This is a genomic window from Zoogloea ramigera, assembly GCF_006539865.1.
Lineage (GTDB): Bacteria > Pseudomonadota > Gammaproteobacteria > Burkholderiales > Rhodocyclaceae > Zoogloea > Zoogloea ramigera.
The window spans coordinates 1-14,680 of sequence record NZ_BJNV01000090.1 but is presented as its reverse complement, the minus strand read 5'-3'; the positions used below and the strand labels follow the sequence as shown (position 1 = coordinate 14,680).

The following is a 14,680-nucleotide window of genomic DNA, read 5'->3' as shown; positions in this document are numbered from 1 at the left end:
GCGTCCGCACGGCCCTCAATTCAGGCATGGAAACGCGCACTGCGCGAGCGGCTTGCCGCTTTGCGTTTGTGCATCCACGAAGAGAGCGCCCAGGTGATGCCAACCTCCGTCGGCTCCCCGTGGCTGGGTTTTGTGATTGACCGGGAGCAGGCTGTTGAAGGGCCGCAAGGCACGATTTGCCACCCGGCATCTGGGGGTGAGCTATGAGGCCTACTGCCGGGGGCGCTTGAGCTTCGCCGAGTTTGACGCCCGCGTGCGCGGCTGGCTTGCCCACGCGGCCCATGGTGACTCCTGGGGCCTGAGGGAACACCTGCTGGGTGCGTTTGTGCTCCGGCCCGGGGATTTTCCGGGCAAGTCAGGGCGTTGAAGATCGCGGGCGGCGCTGCGCTTCAACGCCCTGCGAGGCGGCGTCCAGCGGATCGATGGGGGAACCACGAAACACCCGAAAGCCGAGGTTGTCGTACCGGAGGCGGGGCGAGCCGTCGAAGCGGAAGGCAGCGCGGCAGTCATCCGGATCGCTGCTCCAGGCCCCGCCGCGCAGCACACGGGACACCTTGCCCGCAGCCGCGGTCTCACTGAGCTGGGAATATGCATCTCGGCACCACTCCCAAACATTCCCACTCAAGTCAAATACCAGCTCCGGGGCCGGGGTGGCGCCTTGGGGGAAGAGACCGACTGCACTGGCACGCCCGATGTCAGCCTCTCCGTCATCGTCTGAATGAACTGCGCAATTCATGTAAGCCGGCTCGAACGGCCCCCAGGGGTATTCCCGCCCTGCGCAACCGCGCGCGGCACGCTCCCATTGCGCCTCGGTGGGTAGAGAGACCGCCGCCCCCGTTGCGGCCGACAGCCAGCGGCAGAAGGCCAGGGCTTCATACCAGCTTACGTTCTCCCTGGGCGAGTTGGGTTCGTCCCACTTTGGCGGCTTTGCTGCCGGGGCATGTTCAAAGCCTTGCCACCAGCGTTCATCCTGATAGCCCCCTGCGTCGATGAAGGCCTGAAACTGGGCGTTGGTGACCGGGTATCGGGCGATCTCGAAGGTGGGCAGGCCCGGGTGTCGGGTGTCCTGGTAGATGAAGGGCTGAGGGCCCAGGATGCTGACCCAGTCGATGTCAGGCAGCCCGTCTGCACGCAGACCCACGCCGGGGCGACGGTCCAGCCCCAGCCGGCCCATGGCGCGGCCAATGGCTGCTCGGGCGCGGGCCTGGGGTACGCGGGCGGGGTCGGTCATGAGCGGCATCCACCGCGCGGAGAGGTGTGCGAGCAGGGTGGCCGGGAGTGGGGGTGTGCCGGCATGGCGCCAGATCTGTTCGGCCACCTCCGGGTTTGCCTCGGCGATCCAGGCAATCAGCCGAATTTGTGCAGCCGCATCCCCTGCGCAGGATTCCGCGGCGATCTCGGCCACCACTTCCCAGCCACTGCGTTCCCACCAGCGCTCGGCAGGCCAGAAGTCAGCCGCAGGGCGTCGGCCCTGACTGGCGTCGAGCAGCAGTCGGCTGGCCAGGTATTCCTGCAGCAACTGGTGGGTGAAGCGGAGGTCGCTGCCCCGCAGTTCCAGCACGCTGGCATCGCGGGAGAAATCGATAAGGGTCTTGTCGATCCCTGCCGGCCACTCGGCCTGAGTCAGGGTGGTGCGGGCACCGGCGGCACCCTCGGCGCCATCGACGGGCGAGAGCCTCTGCAGAGCTTCGGCCAACTGCGTCAGCGCCAAAAGCCATGGTTCACGCTCTGGCAGGTGTGGGTCGTGGCGAAGCTTGCGTCCTTCCCACTCCCGATCGTAGAGAATGGCGAGAAAGCCCTGGAATAGCTGAGCACGGTTGTCCGGCGGATCCGGCAGCTGGGCCATGATGTAGAGCAGATAGGGGTTGGCAGCGAGGCGCAACAGGCTGCGCGGATCAAAACGTGAGCGGCGCCAAGCTCGGTCCTGTTGCCAGTTGGTCGTCGAATAAACGTCTGGCTGTTCGCGCGGAATCTCATCCGCCGTCCAGAACAGGCCTTCGGCACCCGCCCGGCGCCAGGCCTCCCAGGCATCGCGCACCTCAGCGCCCCCGGCGATCTGCCAGAAAAGAGCCTCGGCCGCCTCGATTGCGCCGGGCCCGTGTTGGGCCTCGTGGTAACGCTGCAAGAAATCCCGCACCCGCGGTGGGCTCAGGGGCTGCAGCGTGAGGGTGTCGAAGGGCAGCGAGAATTCGACAAAGTCTTTCTCGCGGCAACTGATGACGACGCTGGCCAGGCGCTCGTCCTGGGCGAGCTTCAGGATCTGCGTGGCCTTGTGCCGGCGCTGGCCGGGCGGGATCTCGTTGATCGCATCGAGGAGCAGCACCGCCCGGCCTTGGGTGATGAGTTGGGGCAAGTAACGGCCGAGGCCCTCGAGCTGACTGGCAATGAATTCCTCGAGGGTTTCAGCTTCACGTGTCCACAGGCCCAGCGGCACCAGCACGGGGATCGGGGTGAGCGCATCGCGCATGGCCCGATCGGCGTAAGCCAGGGCGATCCGTTCCAGTGAAAAACTCTTGCCAGCGCCTGGCTCGCCGAGCACAGCCAGGCGGCGTACCTTGCGGTCACCCAGTTCCCGATAGGCGTCGAGCACATCCGAGTAGGGCCTGGTCTCGATGATTCTAGCGGCGGCATCGGCCACACCGAAGGCCTTGAACAGGGAGTCGGTGGCGATGCACACCTTCTTCAGCGATCGCTCGGCATGGGGCGAACTGCGCTCGATGCCTTCCAGCGGCACGTAAAGATCAGGCCGGGCAGAGAGATTGCCGTAGAGCAGGCTTTCGAGCCAGACGATTTCGGCCGCGCGTTGGTCGGGGGGGGCTCCGGCGCTTGCGGAGCCGTTTGTGACTGGTGCTGCGAGCAGTGTCGAGGCGGATCGCTGCAAGGCTTCGACCAGGATTGCGAGCGTCTCTGCGCGGTCTGGCCGGGCTTCGACCGGCTGCTTCTCACAAAGAACAAGGGGCATCGGCGCCCTGTCATCCACCCGCAGCGCGACGATCGGCTTGCCTCGCCGGTCGGTGGCAAGGAGTTCGCGCGCTTGCCAGCGGCACACTTTTGAATCCATGCCGATGATGGCCACCAGCAGATCGGCTGCATGGAGTTCGCTTTCGATGCGGGCGTACCAGTGCTGGTCGCCTCCACGCACACCGGTTTCGTCGCGCCAAGCCCGGGCGCCCTCGCGCCGCAGATGCGCCTCCACGACCTCTGCCCAGGTGTGCGCAGCCCCGCCGCGGGGGTAGCTGATGAAGATACGAAGCGAGTCAAGTTTCATGGCGGGCAGCGAGGACATGCTGTTGCAGTCAATATTCAAGGCGTCTGCCGGATTATGTCGCTTGTTGTCATGGCGGTCGACGGCATGGTAGAAGCTTTGGGCCAAGCGCTTTATGTCCCTCAGCTTGTGTTTCTTGAAAAGGACTCTTTGTGGCTACCAGTTCTGCTTTCGATCCGCTGACTGTCATGTTGTCCAGCCGCTGTTCCGACCCAGTTCCCTTCGGCGGCGGCATGGGATCGATGGCCGACGTGCGCATGGCCATCAAGAAAGAACTCGAGGAGCTGAAGCTTTACGGCATGCAGGTCTTCAAGGTCTGGGTTCACGAAAATGAAGCGGTGGAATCCGGTGACAAGAAGGCCTGGGATCTCTGCATTGATCACGCCAAGCAGGCCGACATCTTCCTGATGCTCTACAACGGCAACGCAGGCTGGGCTGGAACCCTCGAGCAGCATCCCGACCAACTGGGCATCTGCCATGCGGAACTGGCTGCGGCCTATGGCAAGGCGGCCAGCAAGGTGCGCAGCATCCAGTTGCCCTTGTGTGGCGAGGAGAACGAGCCCAATCGGCGCTTTCGTGACTACGTAAAGCGTCAGCAGATCCTTGGGCCGCAGGTGCAAACCGGGGAGGACGCCATCAAGAAAGCCGGCGACATTGCTGTGGCCGCGTTGCTGTCCCTGGCCAGGGCCGGCGTTTGCGTGGCCTCGAAGGGCAGCTTCTATACGGGCGAGGCGCTTGAATGGACCCGCCTCGATTTTCAGGGGCGCAGGAAGGTAACAACCGAAGCTGTGGCCAAATTTCTCGGCGAGCGCCACGGCGTGAAACCTGCGCAGGCACGGCCGACCACGGTAGTCGTGCCGCTCGCAGGTGGGCAGATCGCCTTTGTCTGTGACTGCATCCCGTCAGCCCTGACTACCGCCGCGGCCCGCGAACTGGTGGGGCAGCCTTTCCTGCGCGATCACGTGCTGTGCGCTGCCTTGCCCGAGGGCGTGGGGCCGGTTCATCTGATCGCATGCCAGAAGGGCGTCACCGAAACCCAGGCGCTGCGCCAGCTGGGTTTTCCGGATGCGATCGCGGTGACAGCGCCTTTTGGCGTCTATGTGGCAGACCCGGTTCAGAAGATCCAGATGGTCTTCATCGCCAACTGCCGGGATGAAACGACCACGCTCGGCCAACTCCAGCGTTTCTTGCAGTGGCTGGAGCAGGAAGGCGAGGATCGTCGGCTGGCGGTTCGGGCTGGCGCGCGGCGCCGGATCGCGGACCTCATCGCCAAGGAACAATAGAGGCCAACGGCGCCCGCCTAAGCTCGAAGCCGTTCGGCCAGCCGATTGACCCATTCGGTCGCGCACTTCGGTCTTTGCCTGCCCAGGATGCTCGGGGAGAACAGGTCACGTCCCACGTGCTCGCCCAGCGCACGATAGGCTTCCCACTGCGCTTCGCCAAACAACTGCTGCGCGGTGCTGTCGTGGGGAAAGTTCGGATGCGCCCGGCGGAACTCTTTCAGGTACTCCGATTCGTTCCCAGTCATGGATAGCTTGACGTAGAGCAGCCACCCTTCCTGCTCGTCCGGGTAGACGAGGCGGGTGACGATGCAATGTGCATTGCAGAGGCCCGCCGCATCGGGGCGGAGATCCCGCAGGTCCGGCTCGATACGCACACCCAGGTCGATCCAGGCCAAGCGCACGAGTTTCAGAAGGCCGTCGAAGTGGTGCTGCGGGTCGCATTCGCCATCGATGGCGATGATCGTGCGGCAGCGCCTACGCAGGAGTTCATAGATACCCAGGTTTTCGATGTGGCCGCCGTCGGAGACGTTCACGCAGGCGGTGTGCTCGGTCATGCGGCCGGTGAGTTCGCGCAGGAAATATCGGGGTGCAAACGGACGCATGAAGCGCCAGTAGTCGGCCCAATAGGTGTGTGGCCGACGCACCCAGTAGCCCAGGCGGATGTTGAGCATCGCCAGCAGCATCATGTAACGGGAAGAAGTAAGCGTTCCCATGTGGGGCGAGGCCGCCGCACCGGAGATCGCCATTGCCGTGCCCAGATCGAGGTTGGGGTCCAGATCCTGCCAGTCTTGCGTGGGGTGCCATCCGGTCAAAAGGCTGCCGCAATAGTGTTTGCTGAACAGGAAGAAGTCCGAATCCCGCCCGCGAAGATCCGGGGCTGTGCTGCCGGGGACGTTGAGTGCGGCATTGATCAGATGTACCGGGCCCTTGCAGTCTTTTTCCGCACTCGCCTTGGGAGCGAGTGGCCGCTCATCGTGGGTTTCGACTTGTCGCTCGCCCTTACTCCCGCCACTGACGAGATAGGTGCGGGCCAGGCGGTCACGGTAGTAGCGATGAAGTGCCGTGGCGTTCAGATTGACAAAGCATGTGAGGAGAACGATCAGCAGGGTCGTGCCCAAAGCACACCAAAGCGAATATTCGGTGGCGATGAAACACAGGAATGCGATACAGCCCAGCAGGACCGCAATCAAGAACACAGGTACGGCGAGCACCAGGCTGCCAAGAAGCACGCGCCCCACGATGCGGGCTGGCCCTATCGCGATGCCCGTCGCAGCAAGGACGAAGGGCAGCAAGGCCGTGCCGGCAATCAAGGCGGCCTCGTGCCCGGCCACACGTCTGGTGAGCTCCGGGAGCGCAGCCAGCAGCCCGCATACGAGGGTTACGGCCAGCAGGAAACCCGCCGCGGCTTCGAGCCCGCGCGCGGTACTGCGGGTGCGGGTGATTGCGTAGACGAGTGCAACACAAGCCAAGGGTATCCACCACATCCAGCCGGGCCGCAAGGCCTCCAACATGTCGTGGAGTGCGACCACAATCATTGCTCCGGTCATCAGCGCGGGCAGCACCAGCAAGAGCGATGAGAAGAGGCCATACAGCAGCACAAAGCCGAGGCGGAAGACCGTTTGCAGCCCGCCTTCGCTGAGATACTTGCTGTGGTTACGTAGGTGCCTGACGACGGTGGATTCGTGATCGCCTTCGGCGCCGAAAGGACGCTTCCCTTTCTCTGGGCTCAGGGTCACGTCTTCGTCCGGGTCGTCCAGGACCGTCGTGATGAAGCTCCCCAGATAGCCGCCGCCCGAGACGGTCGACATGAAGTCCACGTCCTTCAACATTCCCTTGCGTGCCAGAACCTCGACAACCCCCAGGGCAAAGATGGATGAACGAATGCCGCCGCCGGAAAGGGCCAGCCCGACAGCGTCATCGCGGGTATCCGCGTTTGGCAGCTCGTAGTGGGTCCGTCGCCTCTGGACATCGCCCGCTTCGGCCTCGTTCATATTGCGGATCGTATCCTCGTCCATCCCCGCCGTCGGGATGATGCCGAAGGGCACCGGCCTCACTTCCAGTGTCGCTGGTGACTCTGATGGCAATAACGCACCTGGCTTGCCCAACAGTCTGCTCAACGCGTCGGCGAGCGTGCCGAGTTTGCCTTGCACCTCCTTCAGCTGGCGGCGGAACTCATAGCGCTCATCGACACTGCCCATCCGCCCGGCCGCCTTTCGGCCATGCCAGTAGGCGGTGAAGGGGCGGATGTCCTTGTTGAGGGCTTCGACGACAATTGCCGAGCAACGCCCGCTGCCCGGGCGTTTGCCCATCGACTCCCGAGCCAGCTTGAAGAAGTCATAAACGCTCTGCAGCGCCGTTTCCTCAACCCCATCGCGCAGGGGCAGCTCCTGGGTGGTGATGCGCGTACGCAGCTCGGTCAACAACAACCAGGCGAGTTCGCGATCGTGGACCGAGAGATCCTTGCCGGAGTCTTCAGGGGAGGCGTCTGTCTGCATACGGGTCATGACCACTCTTCCGGCTTGTTATCGGAATGCTGGAATCGTACGTCAAGTAATTGTCTTGTGCACCGACCACCTCAAGCGGACCTCGGGCTTATCATTACTGCAGTCATCCGAACTCCTGCGACAACCATGACAGAGCAAATGCCGCGCGTGCTGATCAGTTACGCCCAAGGTGATCCTGCCCATTCGAAGTGGGTGGCGAACCTGGCCGCTCGGCTTGGCGCCGACGGACTTGAGGTGATCATCGATCAGTACGAACCGCGCCCCTCGAAACCCTGGCAGGACTGGATCAACGACGAATTCAGGCGAGCTACCTGGATACTGCTTGCCTGCACTCCGTCCTATTTCAAGTACTTCGAGGGCGACGGGGCTGGCGATGTGGGCCGCGGAGTGCGCTGGGAGGCCAATCTCATCCAACAGGAGCTCAGTGCCAACAAGCTAAAGAACACCCGCTTCATTCCGCTACTGCCCACCGGCAGTGGTGAGGCGGACATCCCGCTGCCCCTGCGCGGTTTCCTGCGCTTTGATCCAGACGAACGGTACGCTGCGCTGCTGGCGATCCTGCGGCGGCCTCCGGCAGCGGGCGATCGTGGTAAGCCCGCTCCAAAGCCAGCAAAGCATATCCCCAACCCCTATCCCGGCCTATCGGCTTTCACGGAGCGACAGGCGGATGCCTTTTTTGGCCGGGACGAGGACATCCGTCGGGTGGCAGACAGGCTCATCGAACGGCGCTACGTGTGCGTGGTCGGGCGCTCCGGCACCGGCAAGTCTTCCCTGGTGGCCGCGGGCGTGCTGCCGGCGCTACGCAAGGCTCAGCCTCGTTTGAGCTATTTGCGCTTTACCCCCGAGGATGATCCCTTCGCCCGGCTCGCCGACGCCCTCGACCGCCTGATGCCCGAGGAGCGGTTGCGCAGCCGTGAGGCGCCGCGGGTGGAGCATCTTGCCGATGGACTGCGCGCCAACCCAGGTAAGGCACTTGGCCTCCACTTGCCGGCGCTTACGCCGCTGCTGGTCTTTGCCGACCAGTTCGAAGAGCTGTTCACCCAGACGCCAGAAGGCAGCCGGCCGGCCTTCCGGGCGGTCTGGGATGCGCTGCTTGGCGTCGAGGGCGTTTATCTGGCGCTCACGCTGCGCAGTGAGTTTTTTGCGCCGCTGGCCGATTGGCTCGGCGCTGCAGCGCTCGGGGAAAGCCTGGTGCCCCTGGATCCGATCACTGACGATGCACGCTACCGGCAACTCATCGCCCGCCCGGCCACGGATTGTGGCGTTCCAATCGACGACGACCTGGTCAGCGAGCTGGCCACCACCGCCCGGGGCATGGCAGGTGCGCTGCCCTTGCTGGCACTGACGCTACAACGCCTGTTCGAGAGTCGCGACCCGGTAAGCGGCATCACCCGCGCCGCCTGGCGGGCCATCGGCGGCCTGGCGGAAAGCGTGAAGTGCGCTACCGCGCCGGTGGACGAGGCGATCGACGCAGATCCGGCGCTCCTTGCAGCCTGCAATACCCTGTTCGCGGCCCTGGCAAGCTCGGTGGACGGCATCCCGACCCGCCGTAGTGCTCGGGTGGCCGGGTTGCGGCGGGATAGCAACATCGCCTATCTGATCGACGCCCTGCGTACCCAGGGCGTGCTCACCGACACCGATGACGGGCATGTGCAGATCGCCCACGAAACCCTGTTTCAGCACTGGCCGCGGCTGGCCGGCTGGTGTGCGCGCCACGCCATCTTCCTGGCCCGGCGGCGCGAGGTCGAGCAGGCCGCCAGCGACTGGCAGTCGAGCGGCAACGGGCTCCTGATCTGGGGCTGGGAACGCCAGAAGCCGGCCATCGAAGCGCTGTGTGCCCTCGGCGGAATCGATCCACTGCCGGATCCTGAATACACCGACCCGGGCATCCATGCCTGGCTGGCGCTTCGAAGCACGCTCGACGAATCTTTGCGCGGCTTTCTGCGCCCCGAACCCCTGGCGCTGCTGGACGAGCTGACGCGGGACGAGACCTCGCCTGTGCGCCGGGAGGACATCGGCCGTCGCCTCAACACCCTGCCAGACCCCCGCAAGGGCGTGGGACTGGATGCGCGCGGGCTGCCCGAAATCGCCTGGGAGGCAGTGGCGGTTCCCGAGGAGGGCGCTGTGGTGACGCTGGAGACCAGTCCCCCGCAACAGTTCAGGATAAGCGAGCCCTTCCGGATCGCCCGCTACCCGGTGACCTGGCAACAGTTCAAGGCCTTTGTGACGGCGGACGACGGCTATCACAATCCGGCGTGGTGGGAAGGACTGCAATACGAGGAGCAGCCCGGTAGAGTGCAATGGGATTTCGCCAATCACCCGGTGATCAATGTGTTGTGGTACGACGCAATGGCCTTCTGCCGCTGGCTGACCGCCCGCCTGGGTCTGGAGGGCGAGGTGGTGCGCCTGCCCACAGAATGGGAGTGGCAATGGGTGGCCCAAGGGGGCGCGGCAGGTTTGCGTTTTCCTTGGGGGCCTGACTGGCTTGAGTGCGGAGGAAACTCAAGCGAATCCGGTATCGGACGCACGACCGCCGTGGGGCTCTTTCCGGCTGGCCGGGTGAAAGAGAACGAGGTCCTCGACATGGCAGGCAATGTCTGGGAGTGGTGCGTGAATCAATATAGAGATCCTTCCCGGTGGCGGCTTGAAGACGGCATGTCTCGTGTGGTGCGCGGCGGAGCCTGGGGCGGCGATCCGGACTACTGTCGCGCGGCCACCCGCGGCAGTAACTCGCCCGGTGGTCGTAGTGAAGATCTCGGTTTTCGGGTGGTCTGCAGTTTTCCCATCGATTCGCTGGGCGCTGAATCACTGAGCCGCTGATCACTGGGCGGCGCGCAGCGCCACCCGCCGTTTTTTTGCAGATCCCTGCCGCAACCCGGGCATTCGGCAGGTCTTGGCAGACAGGCCACAAGGGTGGGTACAGCCCTCCCGGGCCGCACACCAAGCAGAACACGACGAGTGATTTGCGTTAACCCGACGGTCAAGGTATAGTCGCGCCCTCTGCAGTTGGTTGAAACGGTAGTTGTGACAACTTTTGTGAATGCTGCTCCCGAAATCGGGGAAGACTGTCACAAGAGCGGTGTTAAAAGATTTCTTATAAATCAACAGATTATGATCTGATTGACGTTTAAGGCCGGTCTTGTGACACCTGGCTACGATTAACATTGATGTTAATCATCAGCCTCATAACCCGAAGGTCGCAGGTTCAAATCCTGCCCCCGCAACCAGATTCAAGCATCAAGGCCCAGTCATTCACGTGACTGGGCTTTTTTGTTTTACGCGTCGCTGCCGTGCATCTGCCCAGGCGCTGTGGCTGATCGGGTGTCGAGTGGGCCGATCCCTCTTTTGCCGCGCCCTGGATCACCGGGGCGAGGGGTCTCGGCTGCCGGGCCGATCCAGGATCTTGCTTCGCACAATGTTCATTTGACGCCTCGGCCGCGGAAGCTAGAATCAGGGCAGCCGCCGGGCGATGCCCGGCCCGTTGATCATTCCGAAAATTCATCCAGGACATCACCCATGAGCTTCAAGAACCCCGAGCAGTTCTACGCGGTTAACAAGGCGACCGTCGAGGCCGCGCTGCGTCTGGCCAACGGCGCCCTGGCGCGGGCCGAGCGCCTGGCGGCGCTGAACCTCAACACCGCGTCGGCCCTGCTTCAGGGCGGTGCCGGCAGCACCCAGACGCTGGCCACCGTGAAGAGCCCCGAAGAGCTGGCCGAGCTGCAGTCGGCGCTCACCCAGCCCATCGTCGAGCAGGCCGTGGCCTACGCCCGCAGCGTCAACGAGATCGTTGCCGAAGGCCAGCAGGAGATCTCCCGCCTGTTCGAAACCCAGTTCGCCGAACTGCAGAAGACTTTCACCGCTGCGCTGGAGCACGCCGCCAAGTCGGCCCCGGCCGGTTCCGAGCCCGCCTTTGAGGCGGTCAGGTCGGCCATGGAGACGGCTTCCAGCGTTTACGAAAACGCCAGCCAGTCGGTGCAGCAGCTGGCCGAGGCGAACGCGGCAAAGGCCGCCGAAGTCACCGAGGCCGCCGTCAAGGTGCTGGCTGTCGGCAAAGCTGGCTGACCACCTCGAAGGCGGTCTTGCTGAAGATGCGCCCGGAGTGATCCGGGCGTTTTTTTGTCCGCCGGTCGCGTTGTCAAAGGGCCGGCGGAGTGGCCTTGAGCGCCTTTCGCCACCGCTCCTGCCACATCGCCAGACTGCCGGCTTTCCCTGGAGCAGCCCGGGCACTGGATAGCTCTCCGCACCCATTGCGGCGGAAGGCGGCCGGCCGGTATGTCGCGGCGGGTGCGGCTCAGGTGGTCCGCGAGGTTGACATGCCGGCTGCCTGAGCGTGCGTCCGTGCGTGCGTCGAGGCCGATGAGTTCCTGCGCGCTGATCGGGCCCGGGTCGTGCTCACGGGGCGGGCTCGTCAGGCCTGTCGGGTGGGCGGGGCTGACGCACCCCGCGGGTTGCTGCGGCGCCTCACGGGCCCGTCTTCGGTCACAATGGCGGTGATGACGGGCCGCCGGCCCGGCTGCGCCCCCTGCGATCCCGGCCTTGAAATGCAAGATCGTTCGGGCGCAGCATGGCGTCAAGGACACTTAATTCACTTTTGTTGATTTGTTATGGACACGACCAAGGGTTCTCACACACAGGCCGACGCGGCCGCCGAACCGGGCTCCGCCCCGCTGCAGGGCATCGAGTACGTGGCCACCTCGCGCCTGCCCACCCGCCACGGGGAGTTCGTGCTGCATTCCTATCGCCAGCTGGCCGACGGCACCGAGCACGCGGTGCTGGTGTGCGGCAATGTGGCAGGCCAGGAGGACGTGCTGGTGCGGCTCCATTCCGAATGCCTCACCGGCGACGTGCTGGGCTCGCTGCGCTGTGACTGCGGGCCCCAGCTGGAGATGTCCCTCGAGCGCATCGCCGCCGCCGGGCGCGGCGTGCTGGTGTATCTGCGCGGCCACGAGGGGCGGGGCATCGGCTTCAGCCACAAGGTGCGTGCCTACGCGCTGCAGGACAAAGGGCTGGACACCGTGGATGCCAACGTGGCCCTCGGGCTGCCGGTGGACGCGCGCAGCTTCGACTGCGCCGCCGAGATCCTCAAGCACCTGGGCGTGCGCTCGGTGCATCTGCTCAGCAACAACCCGCGCAAGAAGCAAGAGCTGGTCAAGGCCGGCGTGCCGGTGACCCGGGTTGTCCCGGTGGTGCCGCCCCACAACCACGAGAACGTGCGCTACCTCAACACCAAGCGCACCCGCATGGGCCACGACCTGCCGGGCTGAACGGCAGGAGGGTGCGGCCAGGTCCTCCCGTGGAGCGCGGGTGCGCGCAGGCGTGTTCCGGGGAGTAAAGCAATCGTCCCGGGCCGCCAGGCCGCTGCGCAGCGACGGCCATCCGCAGCCGCTCTGCGGGCTCCTCGGCGTCGCCCCGGTGCTTGCCCCTCAGCCCAGTACCGCCTGCGCCAGCCGCCCGACCAGCTCGGGGATGCGCGTTTCCTCGGCGATGCCGTAGCCGAGCAGCAGGCCGTTGGCGCCAGCCTGTCCCGCGTAGTAGGCGCTCAGGGGGCGAGCCGCCACGCCCAGCGCCCATGCCGCCCGAACCACCGCGGTGTCGGGCGGGCCGTCTGGCAGGCATAGCACCAGATGTAGCCCGGCCTGCCCGCCGAGCACCGGGCAGGCGTCGCCGAAATGGGCGTGCAGCGCGCTGCGCAGCGCCTGCTGGCGCGCCCGGTAGATCGGCCCCATGCGGCGCAGGTGGCGGGTGAGCTGCCCGCTCTCCAGAAAGCGCGCCAGAGCCCGCTGCTCAATCGCCTGGCCGCCCCGGTAGAGGCTGCGGATCGCCTCGCCGAGCCCGGCTGCCGCCCAGCGCGGCACCACCATGTAGGCGATGCGCAGGCCTGGGTAGAGCAGCTTGCTGAAGGTGCCCACATAAACCACCGGCGCGTCCGGGCGCAGGCCCTGGATGGCGGGCAGCGGCCGGGCGCCGGGCTGGGCGTGGTTGAAGTCGCTGTCGTAGTCGTCCTCGATCAGCCAGCCGCCGGCAGCCTGCACCCGCTGCAGGAAGTCCAGCCGGCGCTCCAGGCTCAGCACGCTGCCCAGCGGGTACTGGTGGGACGGGGTGACGAACAGCAGGCGCGGCGGGGCGGCCTGCCACAGCGCCGGGTCGGGCGCCATGCCGTCGTGGTCCACCGGCACGTCGACGATCTTCAGGCCGGCGGCCTGCATGGCGTTGCGGGCCGGCGCGTAGCAGGGGTTCTCGAGCCAGGCGGTGTCGCCGTCGTCGGCCAGCAGGCGGGCGCAGGCGTCGAGGGCGGCCTGTCCGCCGGCGACGATGAAGACCTGCTCCGGCGTGCATGCCACCCCGCGCCGGGCCGACAGGAAGCCGGCCACCGCCCGGCGCAGTTCGGGCTCGCCGCCGGGTTCGGCGTCGGCCAGCTGGCGCGCGCTCACCTCGCCCCAGGCCTGCTGCAGGAAGCGCGCCCAGCTGCGCCACGGAAAGGCGTTGAGGTCGGCGACGCCGGGCGCGAAGGGCAGCAGGCTCTCGCCGCGCTGCACCGGCGGCAGCCCGCGGGCGCGGCGCGACAGCATGTCGACCGCGCCAGCCGGTGCTCCGGCCCCGGCGCCGGGCTGTACCAGCGGCAGCGGGGCCACCCGGGTGCCGCCCCGGTCAGCCTCCACGAAACCTTCGGCCAGCAGCAGCTGGTAGGCGAACAGCACGCAGTTGCGGGCCATGCGCCGGTCGGCGGCGAGCTGGCGGCTGCCGGGCAGACGTGTGCCCGGCGGCAGGCGCCCGTCGAGGATGGCGGCCTTGAGCGCCCGGTACAGGCGCAACTGGCGGGCCTCGCCGGTGGGCGGGGCGTCGTCGAGGGCGGCGAGGATGAGGTCGAGTTCGTGGGACATCTGGCTCCATGCGGGTGCTGCGGGGTGGTTCCATGGATGGTGCCACGGCGCGGCTATGCTGGAGGCCACTTTTCAAGGAGCCTGCCATGCCCTCGCCGTCGAACACCCCCCGCACCCAAATCCACCGCAAGCCCCAGCGGGCCCACCACGAGGCAGCCACGATCCGGGCCATCATCGACGAGGCGCTGGTCTGCCAGATCGCCTTCAACCAGGGCGGCAGCGTGCATTGCCTGCCGATGGCTTGCTGGCGCGAGGGGGATTTCCTGTACATCCACGGGGCCAACAACTCGCGCCTCACCCAGACCCTGCTGGAGCACGAATGCGCCGTGAGCATCACCCACCTGGACGGGCTGGTGCTGGCCCGCTCGGCCTTCCATCACTCGATGAACTACCGCTCGGTGGCGATCTACGGCCGCTTCGAGGCCGAGGACGACCCGGCGGCCAAGGCGGCGGCCTTCCGGGCCTTCGTCGAGCACGTCAGCCCGGGCCGCGCGGCGCAGGTGAGGCCGCCGTCGCCGGCCGAGCTGGCGGGGACGCGCCTGTTGCGCATCGCCCTCGACGAGGCGGTGGCCAAGATCCGCAACTGGGGCGCGGAGGACGCCGACGAGGACATGGCGATTCCGGTGTGGGCCGGTGTGCTGCCGCTGGCCCTGGGTGCTGGGCCGCTACAGCCCGAGGCCGGCTGCGCAGACAGGCAGCCGCCAGCGGCGCCGGCCTTCATCGGCGGCTGAGGGGGCTCGCCGCTAG

The 14,680-nt window shown here is 66.1% G+C and carries 9 protein-coding genes; 6 read left to right on the top strand and 3 right to left on the bottom strand.

The window, feature by feature from the left end; genetic code table 11:
- A partial coding sequence (locus ZRA01_RS20910; RefSeq protein ID WP_218028753.1) for a hypothetical protein occupies positions 1-207 on the top strand: 207 nt, incomplete at its 5' end.
- 148 nt (positions 208-355) lie between these two features.
- Here the strand turns inward: ZRA01_RS20910 and ZRA01_RS18100 are convergent.
- On the bottom strand, positions 356-3,373 hold the full coding sequence (locus ZRA01_RS18100; RefSeq protein WP_141354768.1) for an SUMF1/EgtB/PvdO family nonheme iron enzyme: 3,018 nt from the start codon (positions 3,371-3,373) through the stop codon (positions 356-358).
- A gap of 44 nt (positions 3,374-3,417) precedes the next feature.
- On the opposite strand from ZRA01_RS18100, the gene ZRA01_RS18095 reads away from it, so the two are divergent.
- Positions 3,418-4,548 (top strand): DUF4062 domain-containing protein, encoded by a 1,131-nt coding sequence (locus ZRA01_RS18095; protein ID WP_141354767.1) that lies wholly within the window; start codon positions 3,418-3,420, stop codon positions 4,546-4,548.
- A gap of 17 nt (positions 4,549-4,565) precedes the next feature.
- Here the strand turns inward: ZRA01_RS18095 and ZRA01_RS18090 are convergent, their stop codons facing one another.
- A complete protein-coding gene (locus ZRA01_RS18090; RefSeq protein WP_141354766.1) occupies positions 4,566-7,052 on the bottom strand; it encodes a patatin-like phospholipase family protein in 2,487 nt (828 codons plus the stop codon).
- 138 nt (positions 7,053-7,190) lie between these two features.
- Here ZRA01_RS18090 and ZRA01_RS18085 point away from each other — a divergent pair, with 138 nt between their 5' ends.
- From ZRA01_RS18085 to ribA, 3 genes are all read left to right on the top strand, one after another.
- Positions 7,191-9,872: an nSTAND1 domain-containing NTPase gene (locus tag ZRA01_RS18085; RefSeq protein ID WP_170183022.1), complete on the top strand. Its 2,682-nt coding sequence runs from the start codon at positions 7,191-7,193 to the stop codon at positions 9,870-9,872.
- A 696-nt stretch (positions 9,873-10,568) separates the two neighbouring features.
- Positions 10,569-11,114: a phasin family protein gene (locus ZRA01_RS18080; protein WP_141354764.1), complete on the top strand. Its 546-nt coding sequence runs from the start codon at positions 10,569-10,571 to the stop codon at positions 11,112-11,114.
- Between the two features lie 542 nt (positions 11,115-11,656).
- Entirely contained in the window at positions 11,657-12,316 is a 660-nt protein-coding gene (ribA, locus tag ZRA01_RS18075; RefSeq protein ID WP_141354763.1) for a GTP cyclohydrolase II, read from the top strand.
- A 159-nt stretch (positions 12,317-12,475) separates the two neighbouring features.
- Here the strand turns inward: ribA and pdxR are convergent, their stop codons facing one another.
- Positions 12,476-13,933, bottom strand: a complete 1,458-nt coding sequence (pdxR, locus tag ZRA01_RS18070) for a MocR-like pyridoxine biosynthesis transcription factor PdxR (RefSeq protein ID WP_141354762.1) — start codon at positions 13,931-13,933, stop codon at positions 12,476-12,478.
- A gap of 86 nt (positions 13,934-14,019) precedes the next feature.
- Between pdxR and ZRA01_RS18065 the strand changes: the two genes are divergently transcribed.
- Positions 14,020-14,664, top strand: coding sequence for a pyridoxamine 5'-phosphate oxidase family protein (locus ZRA01_RS18065; RefSeq protein ID WP_218028752.1), 645 nt, complete (start codon positions 14,020-14,022; stop codon positions 14,662-14,664).
- Positions 14,665-14,680: the final 16 nt, after the last annotated feature.

Bases quoted from the DNA above. Each gene is read 5' to 3' on its own strand.
- ZRA01_RS18090 (WP_141354766.1), bottom strand. From the start codon at position 7,052: ATGACCCGTATGCAGACAGACGCCTCCCCTGAAGACTCCGGCAAGGAT.
- ZRA01_RS18085 (WP_170183022.1), top strand. From the start codon at position 7,191: ATGCCGCGCGTGCTGATCAGTTACGCCCAAGGTGATCCTGCCCATTCG.
- ZRA01_RS18080 (WP_141354764.1), top strand. From the start codon at position 10,569: ATGAGCTTCAAGAACCCCGAGCAGTTCTACGCGGTTAACAAGGCGACC.
- ribA (WP_141354763.1), top strand. From the start codon at position 11,657: ATGGACACGACCAAGGGTTCTCACACACAGGCCGACGCGGCCGCCGAA.
- pdxR (WP_141354762.1), bottom strand. From the start codon at position 13,933: ATGTCCCACGAACTCGACCTCATCCTCGCCGCCCTCGACGACGCCCCG.
- ZRA01_RS18065 (WP_218028752.1), top strand. From the start codon at position 14,020: ATGCCCTCGCCGTCGAACACCCCCCGCACCCAAATCCACCGCAAGCCC.